General features: G+C 64.0%; 18 protein-coding genes and 3 pseudogenes. 14 read left to right on the top strand and 7 right to left on the bottom strand.

Annotated elements, in window-relative coordinates:
- Nucleotides 1-124 precede the first annotated feature (124 nt).
- Complete coding sequence (locus MNAB215_RS21100; protein ID WP_077080528.1) at nucleotides 125-757, top strand: chitin-binding protein; 633 nt, start codon at nucleotides 125-127, stop codon at nucleotides 755-757.
- Between the two features lie 128 nt (nucleotides 758-885).
- Nucleotides 886-1,587 (top strand): histidine phosphatase family protein, encoded by a 702-nt coding sequence (locus MNAB215_RS21095; RefSeq protein WP_077080527.1) that lies wholly within the window; start codon nucleotides 886-888, stop codon nucleotides 1,585-1,587.
- On the opposite strand, the gene MNAB215_RS21090 is transcribed toward MNAB215_RS21095, so the two are convergent.
- Nucleotides 1,584-2,216 carry a class I SAM-dependent methyltransferase gene (locus MNAB215_RS21090; protein ID WP_077080526.1) on the bottom strand — a complete coding sequence of 211 codons (633 nt, stop codon included), beginning with the start codon at nucleotides 2,214-2,216 and terminating at the stop codon, nucleotides 1,584-1,586. The two genes, MNAB215_RS21095 and MNAB215_RS21090, sit on opposite strands and share 4 nt — an antisense overlap.
- A gap of 258 nt (nucleotides 2,217-2,474) precedes the next feature.
- On the opposite strand from MNAB215_RS21090, the gene MNAB215_RS21085 reads away from it, so the two are divergent.
- Nucleotides 2,475-4,742 carry a putative bifunctional diguanylate cyclase/phosphodiesterase gene (locus tag MNAB215_RS21085; protein WP_077080525.1) on the top strand — a complete coding sequence of 756 codons (2,268 nt, stop codon included), beginning with the start codon at nucleotides 2,475-2,477 and terminating at the stop codon, nucleotides 4,740-4,742.
- Between the two features lie 57 nt (nucleotides 4,743-4,799).
- On the opposite strand, the gene MNAB215_RS21080 is transcribed toward MNAB215_RS21085, so the two are convergent.
- From MNAB215_RS21080 to MNAB215_RS29815, 3 genes are all read right to left on the bottom strand, one after another.
- The gene (locus MNAB215_RS21080; protein WP_077080524.1) at nucleotides 4,800-5,342 is read right to left on the bottom strand and encodes a GNAT family N-acetyltransferase; all 543 of its coding nucleotides are present in this window, start codon (nucleotides 5,340-5,342) and stop codon (nucleotides 4,800-4,802) included.
- Nucleotides 5,343-5,394: 52 nt separating this feature from the next.
- On the bottom strand, nucleotides 5,395-6,882 hold the full coding sequence (locus tag MNAB215_RS21075) for an MFS transporter (protein ID WP_077080523.1): 1,488 nt from the start codon (nucleotides 6,880-6,882) through the stop codon (nucleotides 5,395-5,397).
- A 204-nt stretch (nucleotides 6,883-7,086) separates the two neighbouring features.
- Nucleotides 7,087-7,233, bottom strand: a complete 147-nt coding sequence (locus MNAB215_RS29815) for a hypothetical protein (RefSeq protein ID WP_165691599.1) — start codon at nucleotides 7,231-7,233, stop codon at nucleotides 7,087-7,089.
- A gap of 326 nt (nucleotides 7,234-7,559) precedes the next feature.
- On the opposite strand from MNAB215_RS29815, the gene MNAB215_RS21065 reads away from it, so the two are divergent.
- The 5 genes and pseudogenes from MNAB215_RS21065 to MNAB215_RS21045 all read left to right on the top strand — a co-directional run bounded on the left by MNAB215_RS21065 (nucleotide 7,560) and on the right by MNAB215_RS21045 (nucleotide 12,651).
- Nucleotides 7,560-7,940, top strand: a complete 381-nt coding sequence (locus MNAB215_RS21065) for a hypothetical protein (RefSeq protein WP_077080522.1) — start codon at nucleotides 7,560-7,562, stop codon at nucleotides 7,938-7,940.
- The gene (locus MNAB215_RS21060; RefSeq protein WP_077080521.1) at nucleotides 7,919-8,647 is read left to right on the top strand and encodes a Type 1 glutamine amidotransferase-like domain-containing protein; all 729 of its coding nucleotides are present in this window, start codon (nucleotides 7,919-7,921) and stop codon (nucleotides 8,645-8,647) included. Before MNAB215_RS21065 ends, MNAB215_RS21060 begins: the two co-directional genes overlap by 22 nt.
- 120 nt (nucleotides 8,648-8,767) lie before the next feature.
- Nucleotides 8,768-9,480 (top strand): annotated as a pseudogene (locus tag MNAB215_RS21055) (AfsR/SARP family transcriptional regulator); the annotation flags it as partial.
- A 382-nt stretch (nucleotides 9,481-9,862) separates the two neighbouring features.
- Nucleotides 9,863-11,296 carry a condensation domain-containing protein gene (locus tag MNAB215_RS21050; RefSeq protein ID WP_077080519.1) on the top strand — a complete coding sequence of 478 codons (1,434 nt, stop codon included), beginning with the start codon at nucleotides 9,863-9,865 and terminating at the stop codon, nucleotides 11,294-11,296.
- Between the two features lie 2 nt (nucleotides 11,297-11,298).
- On the top strand, nucleotides 11,299-12,651 hold the full coding sequence (locus tag MNAB215_RS21045) for a hypothetical protein (RefSeq protein WP_077080518.1): 1,353 nt from the start codon (nucleotides 11,299-11,301) through the stop codon (nucleotides 12,649-12,651).
- Here the strand turns inward: MNAB215_RS21045 and MNAB215_RS21040 are convergent.
- Nucleotides 12,637-13,059, bottom strand: a complete 423-nt coding sequence (locus MNAB215_RS21040) for a DUF3060 domain-containing protein (RefSeq protein WP_083746195.1) — start codon at nucleotides 13,057-13,059, stop codon at nucleotides 12,637-12,639. The two genes, MNAB215_RS21045 and MNAB215_RS21040, sit on opposite strands and share 15 nt — an antisense overlap.
- Before the next feature lie 234 nt (nucleotides 13,060-13,293).
- On the opposite strand from MNAB215_RS21040, the gene MNAB215_RS21035 reads away from it, so the two are divergent.
- The 4 genes from MNAB215_RS21035 (at nucleotide 13,294) to MNAB215_RS21020 (ending at nucleotide 17,356) form a co-directional block, all read left to right on the top strand.
- Nucleotides 13,294-14,682 (top strand): PPE family protein, SVP subgroup, encoded by a 1,389-nt coding sequence (locus tag MNAB215_RS21035; protein ID WP_077080516.1) that lies wholly within the window; start codon nucleotides 13,294-13,296, stop codon nucleotides 14,680-14,682.
- Nucleotides 14,683-14,780: 98 nt separating this feature from the next.
- Complete coding sequence (locus MNAB215_RS21030; RefSeq protein WP_077080515.1) at nucleotides 14,781-15,644, top strand: SDR family NAD(P)-dependent oxidoreductase; 864 nt, start codon at nucleotides 14,781-14,783, stop codon at nucleotides 15,642-15,644.
- Nucleotides 15,645-15,654: 10 nt separating this feature from the next.
- Nucleotides 15,655-16,728, top strand: coding sequence for an NAD(P)H-dependent amine dehydrogenase family protein (locus MNAB215_RS21025; protein ID WP_077080514.1), 1,074 nt, complete (start codon nucleotides 15,655-15,657; stop codon nucleotides 16,726-16,728).
- A 10-nt stretch (nucleotides 16,729-16,738) separates the two neighbouring features.
- Complete coding sequence (locus tag MNAB215_RS21020) at nucleotides 16,739-17,356, top strand: TetR/AcrR family transcriptional regulator (protein ID WP_077080513.1); 618 nt, start codon at nucleotides 16,739-16,741, stop codon at nucleotides 17,354-17,356.
- Nucleotides 17,357-17,362: 6 nt separating this feature from the next.
- Here MNAB215_RS21020 and MNAB215_RS21015 read toward each other — a convergent pair whose 3' ends face one another.
- Nucleotides 17,363-17,794, bottom strand: coding sequence for a VOC family protein (locus tag MNAB215_RS21015; protein WP_077080512.1), 432 nt, complete (start codon nucleotides 17,792-17,794; stop codon nucleotides 17,363-17,365).
- Nucleotides 17,795-17,852: 58 nt separating this feature from the next.
- Between MNAB215_RS21015 and MNAB215_RS21010 the strand changes: the two genes are divergently transcribed.
- Nucleotides 17,853-18,974 carry an NAD(P)H-dependent amine dehydrogenase family protein gene (locus tag MNAB215_RS21010; protein ID WP_077080511.1) on the top strand — a complete coding sequence of 374 codons (1,122 nt, stop codon included), beginning with the start codon at nucleotides 17,853-17,855 and terminating at the stop codon, nucleotides 18,972-18,974.
- Nucleotides 18,975-18,998: 24 nt separating this feature from the next.
- Here the strand turns inward: MNAB215_RS21010 and MNAB215_RS30330 are convergent.
- Nucleotides 18,999-19,255 (bottom strand): annotated as a pseudogene (locus MNAB215_RS30330) (type 2 periplasmic-binding domain-containing protein); the annotation flags it as partial.
- On the opposite strand from MNAB215_RS30330, the pseudogene MNAB215_RS30325 reads away from it, so the two are divergent.
- Nucleotides 19,253-19,378 (top strand): annotated as a pseudogene (locus MNAB215_RS30325) (cytochrome P450); the annotation flags it as partial. The pseudogenes MNAB215_RS30330 and MNAB215_RS30325 overlap by 3 nt on opposite strands.
- Nucleotides 19,379-19,396: the final 18 nt, after the last annotated feature.

Here is a 19,396-nt window from a genome sequence, read left to right as displayed (position 1 = left end):
TTTCCCAAAGGCTTCGCAGGGGTATGACACAGCCGATTCATAGGCTGGCTATTTAGTCTCGGCTGAAGTTGGAGAGCTAACGCTCGATGAATCCACGAATAGACGAATAGATAAGTGGGGGGAAATGAATCTCAAGCAACTCGTTGCCTCGGCAACTATTGCCGGGGCTCTTGGCGCAGCGGCGCTGGGTATGGGCGCCGGATTGGCAAACGCAGCCCCCGGAGGCCCACCTCCGGCACCGGGCGGGCACGGCGCACCGGCTCAGGGCGGCTTCCACAATGAACCAGGCGGTCCGGGTGGCCCCGGTGGCCCTGGTGGACCTGGCGGTCCCGGTCCCGGTGGACCTGGCGGACCCGGTGCTGGTGGACCGGGCGGTCCCGGTGGACCCGGTGAGCACCCGGGCGGCCCCGGTGGACCCGGTGGACCTGGCGGTCCCGGTCCCGGTGGACCTGGCGGTCCGGGACACCCCGGCGGACCTGGCGGTCCTGGCGGCCCGGGTGGACCCGGTGGACCGGGTGGTCCTTGGCACGGTGACGCCCAACGCGGTTACTTCCACGGCGCTCCGTGGGGCGACGGACCTGCGCCCTGGGGACCGGGTGAGCCTCCGCGACCGGCGTGGGATCGACCGCTGCCGCCGCCCGGAGGCCCATGGAACTACGGCCCGATCAACTACTGGGGCTACCAGGAGAACCCGATCTGGAACCCTGGATTCAACCAGTGGGGCTTCGACTTCTTCGGAGTCTGGGTCCCGCTGTAAACACTCGGCAACCACGACGCCCGCTTCGCCGCTTGGCGAGGCGGGCGTCGTGCTGAGTCCGTAGGGGCGCCTTACACTTCTCGAGTGACACCGCGGGTGACTGTCGACGTTCAGCGCGCATTGGTGAAATCGTGACGACGATAAGACGTTTCGTTGCCATTGCCGTCGTCGCGGTCTTGACCGCGGGCTGTGGATCCGCGCATGCGGCAGGCCCGCGAACCATCACGCTGACGCTGGTGCGGCACGCCCAATCGGCGGCCAACGCCTCCGGCCTGATCAACACGTCGACACCCGGCCCCGAACTCACCGCAACTGGCTGGTGCCAGGCGAGGTTCGTGGCCCCGCAATTGGCGCCGAATCACTACGACGGCATCTACGCCTCAACCATGATCCGTAGTCAGCAGACGGCCACCCCGATCTCGCAGCTGCTGGCCGAACCTGTGACCGTGCTGCCGGGGCTGCGGGAGATCGAGGCAGGCCAATACGAGGGCACACCGGAGGCCAACATCGCGCAGACCTACCTTGCCGCCCCACAGCAGTGGCTGCGGGGCGACCGCAGTGCCCGGATACCGGGTTCGGTGGACGGCAAGGAATTCGAAGCGCGGTTCAACGAGGCGGTCCAACACATCTACGACAGCGGCCAGCAAAACCCGGTCGCGATCTCGCATGGCGCGGCAATCATGATGTGGGTACTGATGACCGTGCGTAACCCTGACCCGTCGCTGCTGGCGACCAAGCCGATGCCGAACGTCGGCCACGTGGTGGTCACCGGGAATCCTTCGGATGGCTGGACGCTGGCCGAATGGGACGCCGATCCCCCGCCCTGCTAAGGCTTGGCGCCAACGGTGATCACGTCGGACACGATCCGGGCCCAGGATGACCGCCGGATGCGGTGCTGATCGCTGATCGCGAACCCGGCGCCTTCGAACAGCGACCGTAATTCGGCAGGCGACGCGTTGTGCTGCGGTTTCCACCTGTTCGCCGAGGCCTGCAGCCGGGGTTGCCGCGTGCTCAGCGTCGAGACGGCCACCAAGCCACCGGACCGGAGTACGCGATGGAATTCCCGTAGGGCCGCAGGCTGGTCGAAGAAGTGAAATGCCGATGTCGTCACGACGGCATCGAGCGCGGCGTCGTCGAAAGGCAGCTGCTCGGCGGGAGCGCGCAACCACTGCACCCGATTGGATCTGGCCCGAGCCTGCGCGAGCATGCCATCGGACATGTCCACCCCGTAGATCTCGTCGGGATGCAACTCACGCTCGATTCGATCACTGAGAATCCCGGTCCCACAAGCGATGTCAGCGATTTTGCGAGACCCGTGGCTGCGCAGCCCCGCGATGACCTCGTCGTGCGGGGGTCGGTAAATGCGTCGCTGCAAAATCGGCAGGTCGTAAGCGGGCGCCAGGAAAGTCCACAATCCCGTGACCGCGCTATTCAGCCCCCGCCGTTGCGCTTCCGTCATCTGCTCAGCTCCCCTCCGACCACAGCAATACCTGGCTAGCGCGAGGCGCGATCAACGTCACATCCTCGTCGACGTGCCCAAAAGCGCCGTGTAAAAGGTTTCGGCAGCGGGTATACGCCGGTCAAAGGCAGTGTAACGGAGCATGTCAGCGAGCAAATCCGCCGAAGCAGTCTGAAATGTGGCTTATTCTGCATTCTGAAACCGCACCTGACAGGCCAAGGAATGTTGTCACTGACACGAACCCGATTAGCGGTTGGTGTGTTGGCGACTGTCGGGTTAGTCGCGTTCACCGTGTTGTTGTTGGCCCAACGTGGCTCTTCGGATCACGCGGTAATCGGCCCGATCGGATCTTTGGTGATGAGCGTGTTCGCCAACGCTTGTGCGGCCGGCGCCGCGCGATCTTCCCGAGGCCGCCAGCGCCTCGCGTGGATCGTGCTGGCAATCGGCGTGGGCGGCTGGACGGCCAGCAACGCGTTGTGGTGTTACGTGAGCCTGGGCGGCATTGCGCCGATCTCGAATCTCTCGGTGGCCAATCTCGGCTACGTGGTGTTTCCGATATGCGCATTGGCCGCCGCGGTTGCCATTCCCAGCCGCGACGACTCGCGATTTGGGATAGGCCTACTGCTCGACGGCATACTCATCGCCGCGTCATTGCTGATCGTATTGGCTATCCTGGCGCGAGGTCACGCAGGACAAACGGCACAAACAGTCAGCGTCCCGCGCATGTTGTTGATCACTGCCACAGCCGTATATTTCGCGCTCGTCGTCATGTCATTCATTCTCGTGCGGAAAGCCGAGCCGGGCCGCAAACTCTCAGCGACGCTACTGGCCATGGGGTATGTGGTGATCGCGACGGCCGGGGTAATTGTCATCTGTGACAACCATCTCTACCGGGTGCCCAATGACCTCATCATTCTTGGCTGGGCCGGCGGAATGTACTTGGTAACGCTGTCGGGAATTGCGTCTCGGCCGGGACCGGACCTCGACCTCGGTTTTTCTCAGCCATCGTCGAGGGCGTCGCTGTGGCTGCCGTACTTGCCGGTGTTCTTGGCAATTGTCGTTGGCGCTGTGCACTTTTGGCCCGCATCCGGGAGCGAGTCTTTCATTTTCGGAGCTTGTGTGGTGTTGGTCCTCACCACGCTCGCCCGGCACTTATTGCTTCTCGACCGCAAGCGGCGCCTGCTCGCCGCGGTGTCTGACGCTGCCCTGAAGGACCCGGTAACCGGGTTAGCAAATCAACGACTGTTCGACGATCGGCTGGCGCATGCCGCGCGGTTACACGTACACCACGCTGTCCCCGTCAGCATCCTCATGGTCAGCGTGGACGACTTCAAACTGGTGAATGAAACCCTCGGTTATGCCGTGGGCGACGACCTGTTGCGCAGCGTCGGCGAGCGAATCCAAGCCAATATCCCGGCGCGCGACACCGTCGCGCGGATGACCGGCGACGAATTCGCGATCCTGATCGAAGAACGACCCGAGGTCGCGATGCACGTCGCCGAAGAACTCGACCAAGCCTTCGACGAACCCCTAACTATCAACGATCAACGCCTGGACGTTCGTTTGAGCATCGGCGTGGCGTCGGCCCCAGCCCAACTCATCGCCCCGCTGAAGCCGGACCAACTTCTCCGGCAGGCGGCTACCGCACGACAATGCGCCCAATCGGGAAGCTCAACCAACATACGGATATTCACGCCCGATATGGACCTCGGGCTGGACGCGGGCGAGGCATACGACGACGGCATCGCCCGACTTCAACTACTGGGCGAATTGCGACGCGCCATCGAGGATGGCTTGCTGAACCTCTTGTACCAGCCGAAATTCGGCATGATGACCGGTTCGGTCTGCGGAGTAGAGGCGCTCGTGCGATGGCAGCACCCCAAGTTCGGCCCGCTCGAGCCGTCCGAGTTCTTGCCGTTGGTGCGGGCACACGGGCTGATGGACGCCCTCACCGACCTGGTGCTGTCACGCGCGGTCGCGGACGCCTCGGTTTGGTATGCAGCCGGCATCCCGATCCCGATCGCGGTCAATTTCTGGGCGCCCACCCTTGAAGAGGACACCCTGCCCGACCGCATCATGTCGGTGCTCGACGCGCACGGGATGTCGCCAAGTTTGCTCACGATTGAGATCACCGAGGATCTGGTGGTGGCCGACCTGCCGAAGGCCCGCACAGTGCTCAACCAGCTTCGCGAGGCCGGCATCCGAGTGGCGATCGACGACTTCGGCAGCGGCTACGCGACGCTGACATACCTGCGCGAACTGCCAATCGACGACGTCAAGCTCGATCGTCAATTCGTCGCACCGATTCTGCACGACGAACGCGCGGCCACCATTGCGCGATCCGTCATCGAATTGGCCACGGAGTTCGGCATCGCCAGTGTCGCCGAGGGCGTTGAGGATTGGGAGACAGCTCAAGAACTCAGGAGCTACGGGTGCGACGCGGTGCAAGGAAACTTCTTCTGCCGCCCGTTGCCTGCAGACGAGATCCCACACGTCTTGCCGAGTGCAAGTCTTATGGCGCGATAGTCACGCCGGTCGTCGTCGACGGTATGGGAGCGGCGCTACCGCCAGGAGGTTGCTAGGTCACAGGATTGGGCCGGGGCCTTCTTCCGGATTTCCGGTGCGGGGAAGATCGAGTTGCATCCATGCGACGTCGTGCCAGCTGTCGTTTTTCCACCCAACTCGCCGATACAGGCCGGCATCCTGAAACCCAAAGGATCGATGAAAACCGTTGCTGGCCTCATTGGGTTGGGTTATCCCGGCGAAGGCTCGCCGGTAGCCGCGCTCGGTGAGCCGACGCAAAAGTTGCGTATAGAGTTTGCGGCCCGCGCCGGCACGATGACAGCCCAGCTGAACATAGATACCGGTCTCGACCGACCACTGGTAGGACGGAACGCGATAAAGCGCGTGCCCGTAGGCGAAGCCGATGATCTCACCATCGCCCTCGAGGACGAGCCATTCGTGAGTGTCGCGGGCCGCGGTGATGCGGGAAGCCATCTCCGCCACACTCGGGACGTCGATTTCCCAACTGATCGCGGTGTTCTCAACGAAGGGACGGTATATCGCGATGCAGGCGGCCGCATCCTGTGGCGAAGCCTGACGCACACTGCTGTCGGTCACGTCCATGCCAGCAGTCTGCCAGCAGCCAACACAGAATCCGTGAGAGACCTCGATTGCCTTAGGGGTGAAGGTCTTTCGGGCGCAGCAGCGGCACGGGTCCGGTTTGGCCGGCCAGATCGGCCAGCTCGGCATAGGCGTCAGGCTGGTCGGTGCACAACTCGACGACTTCGCCGGGAACAGCTTGATCGGCGACGGCCGGATTTCTGATGATGGCTGCGCAGAAAACGGCGCCGATGAAGAAGAGGACCGCGCTGACATCGAGCAGCCGGCCGAAGCTGGCGTCGGTCAGTGTGCCTGCGGCGATCAGTCCTACGCAGGCCACGGCGGTCAGCGCAGACGTGCGGCCGACGACGTTCTGGATCGCCGCCGCGATTCCACTGTGCTCGGAATCAAGAGAGGACAGATTCAGTGCGGTCAGCGGCGTGATCGCGATGACCAGGCCGATGGCCACCACGGTGATACCCGGCATGAGATCTGTCAGGATGTTGAATCCGTTCGCTGCGGGGTGGATGAGCAGCAACCCGAACCCGGCCAACGCCGGGCCCACCACGATGAAAATCCGGGGCCCGACTCGTGCGGCCAAGCCGCCGACGCGCTTGGCGAACAGAAACGACAGCACGGGGGTGGGCAGCGTGGCCATACCTGCAACGGTGGCCGGGTAGCCGGCGACCTCCTGGGTATAGAGGGCAATGGCAATCGAGGCGAGAGTAAGGCCGCCGTAGACGAAGGCCGTGACCAGATTGGCACCGGCGAAATTGCGGATTCTGAAAACGCCCAACGGCAGCATGGGGTTTGGGGTGCGGTGCTCCCATCCCACAAACGCCAGCAGGGCGATGACCCCTACGACCAAACAAGCGGTGACGGACGGGTCGGTCCAGCCACGCCGGTGCGATTCGATCAACGCATACACCGTCGCGCTCAGCCCGACCGCGGACAACGCGGCTCCCCCGGCATCGACGCGAGCGTGTTCGGCCGGCCCCGGCATCGGACACAACCAAAACGTCAAGCCGAAGCCGACAAGCATCGGGATCGCCGACACGACATAGATCCATCGCCAGCTGAGGTAGTCCACCGACAACCCGCCCAATAGCGGTCCCAGCGCGAAAGCGGTTCCGGTCCAGGCGGTCCAGGTTCCGATGGCGGTGGGTCGGTCTTCGGGTTCGAAGGCGGAGTTGATCAGCGCGAGCGAGCCGGGCACCAGAAACGCGCCGCCCAGCCCTTGGACGATGCGGCCGAAGACCAGCATCAACGGGGAGGTCGCGCTAGCCGCCAACGCGGCACCGGTGCCAAAGGTCGCCAGCCCGAAACGCATCACCGGCACTCGTCCGAACAGATCGGAGATCGAACCGGCCATCAGAACCGTGGCCGCCAGCGCAAGCAAATAACCGTCGACGACCCACTGTTGCAGCGACAGGCCGCCGCCCAGGTCACGTTCAGTGGCCGGAAGAGCCAGGTTTGTGACCGTGGTGTTGAGGAACGCGACCATCGACACCATGATCGCCACCACCAACACTCGGCTCGTCGGCGCGGCGTCGCGTACGTTCACAGGTGATCCTGGTGGCGCTTTTCGGTCGGTCCATCTCGGACAGAGGTGGCGTCGTGATCATCAAAGCTTGGCAATGTTGCCGTGAGGTTTCCGAATTCCTGCACCGGCCTCAATTGCCGCCGGGTGTTCTTGTTATAGCGCCAGACGCATAGAGGCGCCGGCGGATTTTCTCCGCCGGCGCCTCTAGATGTCGATAGATCGTTGTTAACGGCCCCCGCCGGCTCCTCCGCCGAACAGCTTGCCGCCGCCGGCACCGCCGCCGACCAACTTGCCGCCGCCGGCACCGCCGCCGACCAATGACTTACCCCCGCCGCCGCCACCACCGAATTCGCGTGCAACACCATCCAACATGGATCCTCCTAGCAGGTCGATCACCTGTCTCCTTCTCGTAAGAAGACACCGGGTGACTGGGATTACGCTACCCGGCGGCTCGATCGCCAGAAAGATTAAAAATCCGGCATTTGAAACCTTTCAAAACGACCGATGCGCAGGGGATCTGCGTGCGCGTAGAAGGTCGTTTAAATTTTTCACTGAGGGTTCGCAGAATTCGCGTCCTCGTCGTTCTTTTGTCACCTTTGCGTGCGCTCGGTCGATCGGCTGATCGCCCGGAACTATCGCGTAACACAGAATTCATGGCGCATGATTGAGCCTTGCCGAGCCGACGTGAGGAAAGCGCCATGTACGACGACGACGTGCGAGTCGCTTTGGAAAGACACTGGGCCGCGTCTGATGCCAACGACTTCGCGACCGAACACGAAATCTACCGCCAGGACGCGATTCTCGAGTATCCGCAGTCAGGCGAGCGCATCCGCGGCCGCCACAACATTCAGGCGTCGCGAACCGCGCAGCCGAACAGCAAGCGCTTCACCGTGCGCCGCATCCAGGGTGGCGGTGGTTTGTGGATTAGCGAACTCATCCTGACCTACGACGCGCAACCGTATTACGTGGTCAGCATCATGGAGTTCGAGGGCACTGAGGTTGTCCGCGAGACCCAGTACTTTGGCGATCCATTCGAGCCGGGGCCGTCCCGGGCTCAATGGGTCGAACCAATCGCGTGACGGTGGGTCAGCCGACGCCGTTACTTCAACCGATCTATCTGCTGGCGGACAGTCAGCTGCTCTTCTGGAAGCGTCACGGCCGACTGCTACTTGAGGACGCCCTCGATGGATCGACCGGGGACCCGCGAGTCAGCGCGGCTTATCTCGGTGCGTCCAACGGGGACCGTCGCGAGTTCTACGAGATCTTCGAGGCAGCCATGGATCCGGTCGGCATCACCGACCGTCGCATGATCGATTCGTCGTTTGGACTCGACGACCGAGCCTTCCTGGAACGTGCTCAGCTGATCGTCCTCGCCGGGGGCGACGTGAATCTCGGCTGGACCACATTCGAGAAAACCGGCATGAAAGATGTGATCATCGACCGGTATGCGCACGGCGCGGTGCTGGTGGGCATTTCGGCCGGCGCCGTCCAGCTGGGACGCTACGGAATCGTCGAGGCGTCGGAATCCTCCGCGACCGGGTTGCTCGATGTGTTCGAATTTGTCCCCTTCGTCATCGACACGCACGACGAGCAGTCTGAGTGGACGCGCCTGTCTGAGGCCATTCATTTGCTACAAGGGGCGGCCACCGGGCTGGGAATTCCCTCGGGCGGTGGGGTCATCGTTCACCCGGATGCCAGCGTCGAGCCGCTGCGGCGTCCAGCGCACGAATTCCGTTTCGACGGCACTCGGGTCACGAACTCACTGTTGTACGCCGAGGAGGCGTAACCGACATTTGGACCGGTCGGTAAAGCCCGCTCATGAATCGCAGGCAGGGGCCTTTACTGGATCTTGACCATGTATTGAATTGCGCCACCGAAGATTGCTGACGTGAGTGCGCCTCCTTGGGTGGAGCTGGGGGTTTTGGGGCCTCTCCAGGTCCGACAGGAACGGCACACCGGTCACTATCCCGGGCGCAAAACCTCGTGCGATCCTCACGATGTTGGGGCTGCACGACGGATCGGTTGTGCCGGCCGGCACGCTCATCAAGGTGCTGTGGGGCGACCATCCGCCGCGCACCGCCGCTAAGGCCCTGCAGACCCAATATCTCCTCGCTGCGCCGCACACTCGGCGATGGCGTCGTGGTGACCGAGGGAGCGGGCTGGACGCTAGAAGGGCCCGAGGTCGACGCGGCGCGCGACAAATCGGCGGCCAAGGCGGGTCGTGACGCGCCGCCGCCGGCGACATCGGCCAGGCGGTGACCCGCTTCGAGCAAGCGTTGACCCTTTGGCGCGGCATTCCCGAACTTCCCGACGGGCAGCGCGGTTTATCGGAAATGACGCGCTGGGCCGAAAGCCACGCCGCGCTCGTCGAGGATCGGGCGGACGCGCTGCTGGCGACGGGCCGCGCCGCGGAAGTCATCGGCGGCTCGAGGCCGCGATCGTCGCACAGGACACTTCGCTGGATATTGCTGTGGCACAATTTATTTCATCGGTCACACGGGCGGTGACTTTGTGCTCACCGATATCGAAGGATCGACCGCCGCCTGGGAGGCGGACGCCGCTTCGATGGCGATCGCACTCGCGCGGCACGACGAGCCAGTCGTTACACCCCGCGGCGGGATGTCTTCCTTGTCGAGGACGGGCTGATCAGCCGGTACGAGATATTCGACGAGTCAAACCTCGACGCCGCCCTTACCCGCTTTGCGGAACTACAGCAGAACTAACTGATCGGGCGAGTCAGGCTAGCGCCATCGCGCCGCGAATCTGCAATATTGAAAATCTTCGCAAAAACACAACATCGCCGCTCTATTGGACTAACGTCCACAACAGCGACATCGGGGGTTGCAAGCGACGCCGTAGGGTCAGCCTACTTACGGCTAGGCGTCGCAAATTACCAACGCGGACGTTAATTCGGCATGCCCGAAAAGCCGTGCGCGGATGGACTTTTCGTGGCCCCGACGCCGCGCATGAAATGTCGGCATCACGTAGAGCGGGGCTGGAAATGGTCGCACTCGGAAATATCAACGAATGGCTGCCGCCGCGCGGTCCGCTCACCATGTGGACGGCCTCTCCCGCAGCGCACGAGGCGGCTCGTGCTGCAAGACAGGGCGATCTACCTCCGAGTTATCAGCAAACGCAACATCTCTGGGCCGCATATCACGGCAAGGCGATGAACCGGCAACTACCACGTCTGATGATCGTGGCGTGGGACATTGTCGGCGTCTGCGACATCGATGCGATGACGGCCGCGGTCAATGCGCATGTCCGTCGTCAGGACACCTATCACTCCTGGTTCGAGTTCGACAACGGCGTCATCGTGCGACGGGTGATCGAGCCAGAGGACATCGATCTCGCGCCCGTGTCGATGGGACACATGAACCCCGAGCAGATCCGCACGCACGTCTTGACGACGACCCCGGAGACGCTTGAATGGGGTTGCTTCACCTTCGGGATCGTCCAGCACGCTGACTACTTCACCTTTTACGCCAGTGTCGACCACCTACATATCGACGGGCTGTCCGCCGCCTTGATCTTCGTCGACATCCACCTCGCGTATCAGGAACTGTCGCAAGACGCGCCCCCGGGACCGACCCTTACGCCTCCCCAGGTCAGGAGCCATCGCGACTTCACCGCGCGGCAGCGTGCGAACGTCGCGAACCTGACCCTCTCATCTCCCGAGATCAAGGAGTGGATCGCGTTCGCACGCGACACCGACGGCGCCTGGCCGAGCTTCCCACTGCCGCTGGGTGATACGTGGGCCAGCAGCAAGGGCGACTTGCTGACCGTCGAGTTGTTGGACGCGGCCGGGACCCAGTCTTTCGACAGCATCTGCTCTGCGGCCGGTGCCCGGTTCCTGGGAGGGGTGCTGGCGTGCGCAGCGCTGGCCGATTACGAATTGACCGGGAAACAGACCTATCACGGTTTCACCGCCAGGGACACCCGGACCCCGGGCATCGACACGATGACGGTGGGCTGGTTCGCGAGCATGGTGCCGGTCACCGTGCCGACGGCCGGCGAATCGTTTCCCGAGGTGGCCCGGGCAGCCCAGAAGTCGTTCGACGCCGCCAAAGACCTAGCTCATGTCCCGATTGAGCGGGTCTTGGAGTTGGCGACACCGGACGAACTGGGGATCAAGCTGCCCACGTGTTTGCCGATGATGTTGTCCTTCCTGGATTTCCGGAAGATACCTCTCGCCGGAGTGTGGGCAGAGCTGAACTTCGGCACCTACGGCGACAGCCTGTCCCACGGTGGGATCAACATGTGGATCAACCGGCATGTCGAGAGAACCACGGTGACGATCTCCTTCCCGGACAACGTGATAGCGCGTGAGTCGGTGGACCGCTACATCGCAACATTGCTCGAGATGTTCGCCCGCGTCGTCGAGAGGACATCGGTCGCACCCGCCTCGGACGCCGGCGACAACGAGGCGGCCTAGAAATGAGCAACGTGCTGGATCTGACCGACCAGACCCTCTTTCTCAGCGAGAGAGCGACGAGCACCACCAATGTGCTGCAATGCATTTGGGTGTACAACCGCGCCGTCGACATCGGCGGCCTGCGCAGGTTCCATCACCATCTCGGGCGGGGACGGCTATGCCGCCGCATCGAGCGGTCCGTATTGCCGTTCGGGCGCCATCGCTGGGTGTCACCCAGTGATCACTCCGACCTCGAGATCGCTGCGACACCTCGGCCCCGCAGCGAGATCGACGACTGGTGCAACGACCAGGCCCTCACCCGCCCGGATGCCGAGCACGGACCGGGATGGCGTCTTGCGTTGCTGCCCTTGACCGATGGCGGAGCGGTGGTGAGCCTGGTCGTCACGCATTGCCTCACCGACGGCGTCGGATTGTGCCAGGCGCTGGCGGACGCGGCCGCCGGTCGCGACGATGCAATCAGCTGGCCGGCGGCAGCATCGCGGCGCCGCTGGCGGGCGCTGCGCGAGGACGCGCGCCAAACCGTTTGCGACACAGCCGATATCGGTCGAGCCTTTGTCGCAGCTGCGCGATTGCTCCGGAGCGATCGGGCCGGTGCCAGGCCCGCTGCCGCGGTATCCAAGAAACTGATCGTCGAACCGGACGCATGCATCACCCTGCCGTTAACAACGATTTTCGTCGACGCTGAGCAGTGGGATGCCCGTGCCCACTCGTTGGGCGGGACCAGCAACGCGCTGCTCGCGGGGTTTGCCGCTCGCCTCGCCCGGCGAGTGGGGCGCGTCGCCGCGGACGGCTCGGTCACGGTTGGGATGCTCGTCAACGAGCGCACGCCGGTCGATACTCGCGCCAACGCGGTCGCCAATGTTGATGTTGACGTAGACCCTGCACCCGTCACGACGGACCTGCGCGAGATTCGCGCCGCCATCAAGCAGGCGCTGGTTCGTTATCGGGAGGTGCCCGACGAGCGGTGGGCTCTACTGCCCCTCGTTCCCCTGGTGCCAAAGCGGCTTTTCAAACGAATGCTTGGTGTGGCCACCGGCAGTGCGACCACCGTCGTGTCATCCAACCTCGGCGCGATCAGCCCGGAAGCCAACCGGCCAGACGGCACAGACGCCGACCACTTCGCCCTGAAGTCTCTGTACCCGGGCGTGACCAACGCGACGATGCACCGCACCAACGGGGCCTTGGTATTGGTGTCGGGAAGAGCGCGCGGACAGGTCTTCGTTTCGATCCTCGCCTACGAGCTCGACCGCTCGAATTCGAATGAGCTTTTACAGCAGAACATTTCACGCGTCCTGAGCGAGTTCTCCCTCACCGCGACGACGGGTTGGCAGACCGCGGTCTCAGCCTCGGCCTGACTGAAAGCCCCCCGGTCCGGCAATGGTGTTGCTGCCGTTCGGGTTACTGATCTGCGGGACGGCGCCGCCCGGCCCCTTCTCCCACGTGATGTGGTTGCCGGTGCCGGTCGCGTTGATGATGGCCACGGTTTGCAGATTCACGGTGTTCGCGGCCCCGCTCACATCGACCTCGCCGCAGGATCCGTACAACGTGATGTTCGAGTCCTCCCCCGCGATCCTTATAGGCGATTGATCACCGCAGTCATAAGTCACGAACGAGAAGCTGGTGTCGACCTTCGGGGGCGCGACATCGAGGGGCAGCGGCCAACGGCCCGCGGGCGCCGCAACCGCGGCCGAGGTGCTCGCGCCACACATGAGGAGGATCGCCGTCGCGATAGTGACGGGCACACGGATCGGGATCCCTGACATCAACGCAATCCTCCACACTCGGGCGCAAGAGCCGTCCTTACGCTAGCGAGGCGGCGCGAGGTCCGCACGCCATTGCCTCATCAGCATTTCTTTGCGTGTTCCCGGCGTAGGTCTAGACATTCGTAGGCGCAAGGTCAATGTTTACGGTGTGTTGCTACTGATTCGCGTGTAGTAGGACAACGGGGCCCACCGGGCTCACACGGCGTGAGCTATCACCTAGGAGGTTGTGCAGCAATGGATTTCGCGACATTGACACCGGAAGTCAACTCCGGGCGGATGTATGCCGGTCCCGGGTCGGGGCCGATGCTGGCTGCCGCTGCGGCCTGGGACGGACTGGCCACCGAGTTGCACTTGGCGGCCTCCGCTTACGGATCGGTGATCTCGGGACTGACGGCTGGTCCCTGGCTGGGCCCCACGTCGGCGGCGCTGGCGGCCGCTGTCGGCCCCTATGTGGCGTGGATGAGCACCACCGCCGCGCTGGCCGAGCAGACGGCCACTCAGGCCAAGGCGGCGGCGGCCGCCTATGAGGTGACGTTCGCGGCGATGGTGCCCCCCTCGGTCATCGCCGCCAACCGCTCACTGCTCAAGGCGCTCGTGGCGACCAACCTGTTCGGGCAAAACACCCCGGCGATCGCGGCCACCGAGACCCACTACGCCGAGATGTGGGCCCAGGACGCCGCCGCGATGTACGGCTACGCGGCCGTGTCCGCGTCCGCGGCCATGCTGCCATCGTTCACCGCATCGCCGCAGACCACCAACCCCGGTGGACGGAACGACCAATCCGCCGCACTCACCCGGGTCACCGGCACGTCGGCGGCAATCGGCAGCCAGGCGGCGGTGGCGCGACTGACGTCGACGGTGCCCGCGACACTGACCGGGCTCTCCGCGCCCGTGGTCCCTACGACCACGGCCGCTGTGTCCACGTCCAGCATTTTCGACATCCTGCAGAGCCTGGGGCTGATATCCCCGTCGACCTTCTTCGAGCCCGCGGCATTGGGCCTCGGGTCATCGGAATTGAGCACTGCGGCAGGGGCATGGTCGGCCTCGGCACAAGGCGACGAAGCGATTCTGAAGGCCGGTGGCGAGATTTTCGACGACACAAAGGAAATCTCCGTCATGAACAAGGCGATGACGGATGGGTTCGCTCAATTGGGCGTGAAAGGCCTTCCGGCACCGGTGGTCTTGCCTGGGGCCGCGGCGGGCCTGGGCCAGGCAACTCCGGTCGGGGCGTTGTCGGTGCCGCCGGCCTGGGCGACGACGGCCCCGGAAATGAGGCTGGCCACGCTCGCGTTGCCGGCCACCAGTTTGGCCGCCGCCCCAGAAGCCTTCGCCGGTGGGTCGGCGGGCCTGTTCGGTGAGATGACCCTCGCCAGCATGGCCGGACAGGCGATCAACGGCACGGTCGGCCAGGGCCGCGAGCGCATCGGCGCGACCACTCGAGTACGGGCCTCGGCCGGGCCCAAGCCGGTGGGAGGCCCCGCGCCGGGAATCGCCGACGAGATACGCGAATTCGCGGAGCTCCTAGGCAAACTCGGCGACCTACGCGACTCGGGGCTGCTGACCGACGCGGAATTCAACATGCAGAAGGAACGCCTGCTCGGTACCGCGGTGGCATCCGTCTGAGCGATTTACCGGTCACCCTTGTCCACAAATGATTACACGTGTAATTTTTTAGCACGAGTTTCTGAACGGTCGGCAGCGGACAACAAGGGGCAGTGACCATGGGTGTGCTGGACAGCAAGGTCGCGATCGTCACCGGGACCAGCAGGGGTGTCGGCGTGGGCATCGCGCACGAGTTGTTGCGCGCGGGCGCCACGGTCGTCGGTTGCTCGCGATCACCGCTGGACGCCATTCCCGGCGTGGACAGTGAACCGGGGTGGTCGGAGCGGTCCGAGCAAATGGTCTGCGACCAAGGCGATTACCACGCGATCGACCGCCTGGTGAATACCGTGGTCGAGCGCTATGGCCGGGTCGACATCCTGGTCAACAACGCCGGCGGGACAGTCCCCGCGCCACACGCCGAGAACATCCCCGCACTGGTCTCGCGCATCCAGGGCGCGCCGAGCTCCGAAGACGACTTCGAGCGCACCGTATTGTTTCATGCGTTCGCCGTCCAGATGAACCTCATCAGCCCGATGTGGTTCGCCATCCGCGTCTACCGACAGATGCGCCAGCAGGACGGGACGGGCTGCATCATCAATATCTCCAGCGGCGCCGGTCATCCCGCGGGCTCCCCTACCCTGGTGTCCTACGGCGCGGCCAAGTCGGGACTCAACCACCTCACCCGCTCTCTGGCCGAGGAGTGGGGCCCGGCGGCCCGGGTCAATTGCGTGGCGCTGGGACCGACGATCACCGAAAACTTCCGCTCATTCGTCCTGCCCAAGGACGACCCGACGGGATCAAAATATTTCGAGGCTCTACCGCTCAAGCGCGGCGGCGAGCCCGAAGAGGTCGGCCGCACGTGTGTTTTCCTTGCCTCTGGCGCAGCGGATTTCATCAATGGCACCACCATCGAAATCGACGGCGGGATGCTGCCTGGCGTGCTCTACGACGCCGGACTCAAGACCATCACCGATCTGCTCTGAAAGGACCGCAGTGACCCGTCGGGTAGTCCAATTCTCCACCGGCAACGTCGGAATCCATGCGTTGCGCAGCATCATCGAGCGTCCCGACCTGGAACTCGTCGGCGTGCACGCACGCGGGCAGGACAAGATCGGGCGTGACGCCGCCGATCTGTGCGGGCTCGACCGGCCGACCGGAGTCCTCGCGACCGACGACGTCGACGCGCTGATCGGCCTGAACGCAGACTGCGTGGTGTACACATCGCAAGCCGAGACGCGCCCCCACGCGGCGTTGGACGAGATCGCTCGGTTTCTGCGGTCGGGCACGAACGTCGTTGGGACATCGTTTGTCTGGCTGGTGGCGCCCGACCAGGCCGACGATTGGTTGCGCGAACCGCTGGCACACGCTTGTCGCGAGGGCGATACGACGTTGTACATCAACGGAATCGACCCTGGGTTCTCCGGCGACACCCTGGTCTACACCGCGCTGAGCCTGACAGCGCGCGCCACCGCCATCATCGTCCAGGAGATTTTCGATTATGGGACTTATGACGACGCCGAATTCACCGGCGTCAGTTTCGGTTTCGGAACCGCGCCGGACCACATACCAGTGATGTTCTCGCCCGGTGTGCTCACGTCGATGTGGGGTGCCCAAGTGCGCAGTCTGGCAGTGGATCTCGGTATCGAACTCGACGAAGTCCGGGAACGAGTCGACAAGTGGGCCACGCCCGACCTGATCAAGTGCACCATGATGGACGTCGAACCGGGCAGGGTGGCCGCCGTCCGCTTTGCGGTCGAGGGCGTCCGCGGGGGTGAAGTGATCATCACGATGGAACACGTCAACAGGCTCACCGATGCGGCCGCTCCGGATTGGCCGTACCCGCCGGACGGACATCCCGGCGTGCACCGCGTCCGTGTCGAGGGCAGCCCGGGCATCGAAATCAACACCCACGTAGGGGTATCGGGCATCGACCATAACCAGGGCGGGGTCATCGCCACCGCAGCCCGCGCCGTGAACGTCATCGACGCCGTGTGCCGGGCCCCGAGCGGAATCCTTGCCGCACATGATCTGCGGCCGACCGACCACGTGCGCGGCGTGCTGTGGTAATCCGAACACCATGACCGCACCCCGTCGACCGCCCACCGGCGGCCAAGCCCGCGCCGAACGCACCCGCGTAGCCGTCATCGACGAGACCGTGCGCTGCATCCTCGACGAGGGGTTCGCCCCGCCCAGCGTCCGGCACATCACCGACCGCGCCGGGGTGACCTGGGGGGTGGTCCAATACCACTTCGGCGATCTGGACGGATTGTTGATGGCGGTGGTTGACAAGGGTTTCAGCGAACTACTCGACGCCCTCGACGAATTACCCCCGTCGGCCATCCGCAAGAGCAGCGTGCGTGCGCGCACCGCATTCGTCATCGACACGATTTGGGACGCGTTCTCCAGCCCCACGTCGATGGCAGCTCTGGAGATCCTCATCTCGACGCGCGGCCTTCGCGACACCGTCGCCAACACCCACCTCGCCGACCTGATGGTCACGCTGACGAAGCTAGGCCGACACCTGGGAGAAGGCCTGTCCGCGCCGCACGCCGGCCGGATCGGCAACCTCATCTGGGCGACGTTGCGCGGCATGGTGGTCGCTCAGATGGTGTGGCCAGAACCCGTGGACTCCTCCCGGGACCGCCAAGCGCTTGTTGAGGTGATCACCGCTTACGTCGAATCGCGCGGCGGCTGAACGACGTTACGGCAGATCAGTGGAAAGGAATGTCACAGGAAGACCGAGCACCGACAGCTCGATCTCGTCGAGTTCGTATCCGTCACCGCCGCGGTGCTGATGGAACCGAGTCTGCGCCCCGTATCGCTGCGCCACCTGCTCGGCGGCCGGGGCATCACCGACTCGGATCGCCACCGAATACACGCCGGGGCCGTTTTGCTGCAGGAACTGCGCCACCGCGCCGTCGCTATCAGGCCCGGGAGACAGTGGGGTCACCAGTTCGAGGCCGCCGGCCCAGTCCAGAAGTACTCGCAGGCCCACGTCTTCGAGCTCGATGGTCTGGAATCGAAAGCCCAACTCCGAGAAGAACTCAACTGTCTCGGAAAGCCGGTCGGGCAGCACCGCGTATACGACGTGATGAACGCTGGCTCGACTCGGTCCGTTCGCGTATTCGGTCACACAAAAACATTACACATTTCATCGTTTAGCTGAGTCACCATCCACGAAAGGATTCACCATGAGGCCGACGCCGGGTAAGACATACAAGGTTGTGGTCTGGGCGACCGGTGGCGTGGGGCGTTATGCCATCCGCACCGCAGCCGACCGGCCCAACCTCGAACTCGTTGGGGCATGGGTTCATTCGGCCACCAAGGACGGTCAGGATATCGGGTCACTGGCCGGTATCGAGTCCCTGGGTATCACGGCTACCCGCGACATCGACGCCCTGCTAGGTGGGGAGGCTGACTGCATCATGTACGCCGCTCCTGCTGGCCCTCGGCCCAAAGAGGCGCTTGCCGATTTCTGCCGGATCCTGGCCGCGGGCAAGAACATCGTGACGACGTCGCTGCCCGGCCTGGTATACGAAAAAGGCTCACTCTCCGAGCGTTATCTCGAGCCCATCCGCGAAGCCTGTCGCGCAGGCGACAGCTCGATCTATTCGTCTGGCATCGAGCCGGGCTTCGGGTGCGACCTCTTCCCCATCGCCCTGCTGTCCATGTCGCACCGCGTGTACTCAGTGCGTGGAATCGAGATCACCAATTATTCGCAGTATCCGGTCGAATTCGATGTCCGAGAGTTGTTCGGTTTCGGGCAACCGCTGGACTACCAAGGCGGTCTCAAGCGCCCAGGGGTGCTCAAGTGGGGGTGGGGTGCCGCGGTCACGATGGTGGCCGACGCGCTGGGGGTTGAGCTCGACGAGATCCGAGAGACCTGCGAGTTCCTGCCCACCCCAAGGCGACTCGAAACCGCCTGCGGACTAATCGAAGCCGGAACGGTCGGCGCGACCTACGCGCGCTGCGTAGGCGTGGTGGACGGCCAGGAAGTCATCACCATCGAACATGTCGACCGGATGGCCGACGATCTTGCGCCCGAATGGCCGACGGGCCGCACCGGCGGCACCGACGGCATCTGGCGGGTCATCATTGATGGCGAGCCGTCCTTCGACGGAGAATTCGAAGTCGGATACCACGACGATGAGAGCGCCAGCGACCACGGCCTGCTCGCCACGGGGATGCGAGCGGTCAACGCCATCCCGTGGGTGTGTGAGGCGCCCACGGGGATTGTCGATGCACTGCATCTGCCACTCACGTCGCCGCTCGGCGCACTGCATCCACAACGAGACGGCGTGCCCGCGTTCTGAGGACCATGGTCGTCATCGACTGTCTCAGGTTCGCGCCGAGTTCTCCACGATAATCTCGCACGCCGTGTCGTAGAACGCGCTGATGAGTGTCGAAAAGGAGAGCTGGAAAGGGTAGATCATATGCACGTCCAGCCGCTCGAGGTTCACCCCGGTAGCACGGGCATGATGCTGCCGTCGCGTAACCCGTTAGTGCAGATGATCTGGTTCGGCATCGCGCCGACGCCGAGCCCCTCAAGGATGTACTGCTTGCACACCTGGAAATTGTTGGCGCGCGCCCGTACCCCGATCAACGCCGCCGACTGGCTGCCGACCGATCTCTGCTGCCAGGAGCCATCGAAGAAATCCTAAGATACGAGCCACCGGCTTTGCCGGCGGCTCGGCATGTCACACGCGATATGGAGTACGGCTGCGGCTGGACTGCC

The organism is Mycobacterium numidiamassiliense, from assembly GCF_900157365.1.
Taxonomy (GTDB): domain Bacteria; phylum Actinomycetota; class Actinomycetes; order Mycobacteriales; family Mycobacteriaceae; genus Mycobacterium; species Mycobacterium numidiamassiliense.
The sequence above is the reverse complement of the archived record's forward strand: the minus strand, read 5'-3'. Positions and strand labels throughout refer to the sequence as shown.

Bases quoted from the DNA above. Each gene is read 5' to 3' on its own strand.
- MNAB215_RS21100 (WP_077080528.1), top strand. From the start codon at position 125: ATGAATCTCAAGCAACTCGTTGCCTCGGCAACTATTGCCGGGGCTCTT.
- MNAB215_RS21090 (WP_077080526.1), bottom strand. From the start codon at position 2,216: ATGACGGAAGCGCAACGGCGGGGGCTGAATAGCGCGGTCACGGGATTG.
- MNAB215_RS21080 (WP_077080524.1), bottom strand. From the start codon at position 5,342: ATGGACGTGACCGACAGCAGTGTGCGTCAGGCTTCGCCACAGGATGCG.
- MNAB215_RS29815 (WP_165691599.1), bottom strand. From the start codon at position 7,233: ATGTTGGATGGTGTTGCACGCGAATTCGGTGGTGGCGGCGGCGGGGGT.
- MNAB215_RS21065 (WP_077080522.1), top strand. From the start codon at position 7,560: ATGTACGACGACGACGTGCGAGTCGCTTTGGAAAGACACTGGGCCGCG.
- MNAB215_RS21060 (WP_077080521.1), top strand. From the start codon at position 7,919: ATGGGTCGAACCAATCGCGTGACGGTGGGTCAGCCGACGCCGTTACTT.
- MNAB215_RS21050 (WP_077080519.1), top strand. From the start codon at position 9,863: ATGGTCGCACTCGGAAATATCAACGAATGGCTGCCGCCGCGCGGTCCG.
- MNAB215_RS21045 (WP_077080518.1), top strand. From the start codon at position 11,299: ATGAGCAACGTGCTGGATCTGACCGACCAGACCCTCTTTCTCAGCGAG.
- MNAB215_RS21040 (WP_083746195.1), bottom strand. From the start codon at position 13,059: ATGTCAGGGATCCCGATCCGTGTGCCCGTCACTATCGCGACGGCGATC.
- MNAB215_RS21035 (WP_077080516.1), top strand. From the start codon at position 13,294: ATGGATTTCGCGACATTGACACCGGAAGTCAACTCCGGGCGGATGTAT.
- MNAB215_RS21030 (WP_077080515.1), top strand. From the start codon at position 14,781: ATGGGTGTGCTGGACAGCAAGGTCGCGATCGTCACCGGGACCAGCAGG.
- MNAB215_RS21020 (WP_077080513.1), top strand. From the start codon at position 16,739: ATGACCGCACCCCGTCGACCGCCCACCGGCGGCCAAGCCCGCGCCGAA.
- MNAB215_RS21010 (WP_077080511.1), top strand. From the start codon at position 17,853: ATGAGGCCGACGCCGGGTAAGACATACAAGGTTGTGGTCTGGGCGACC.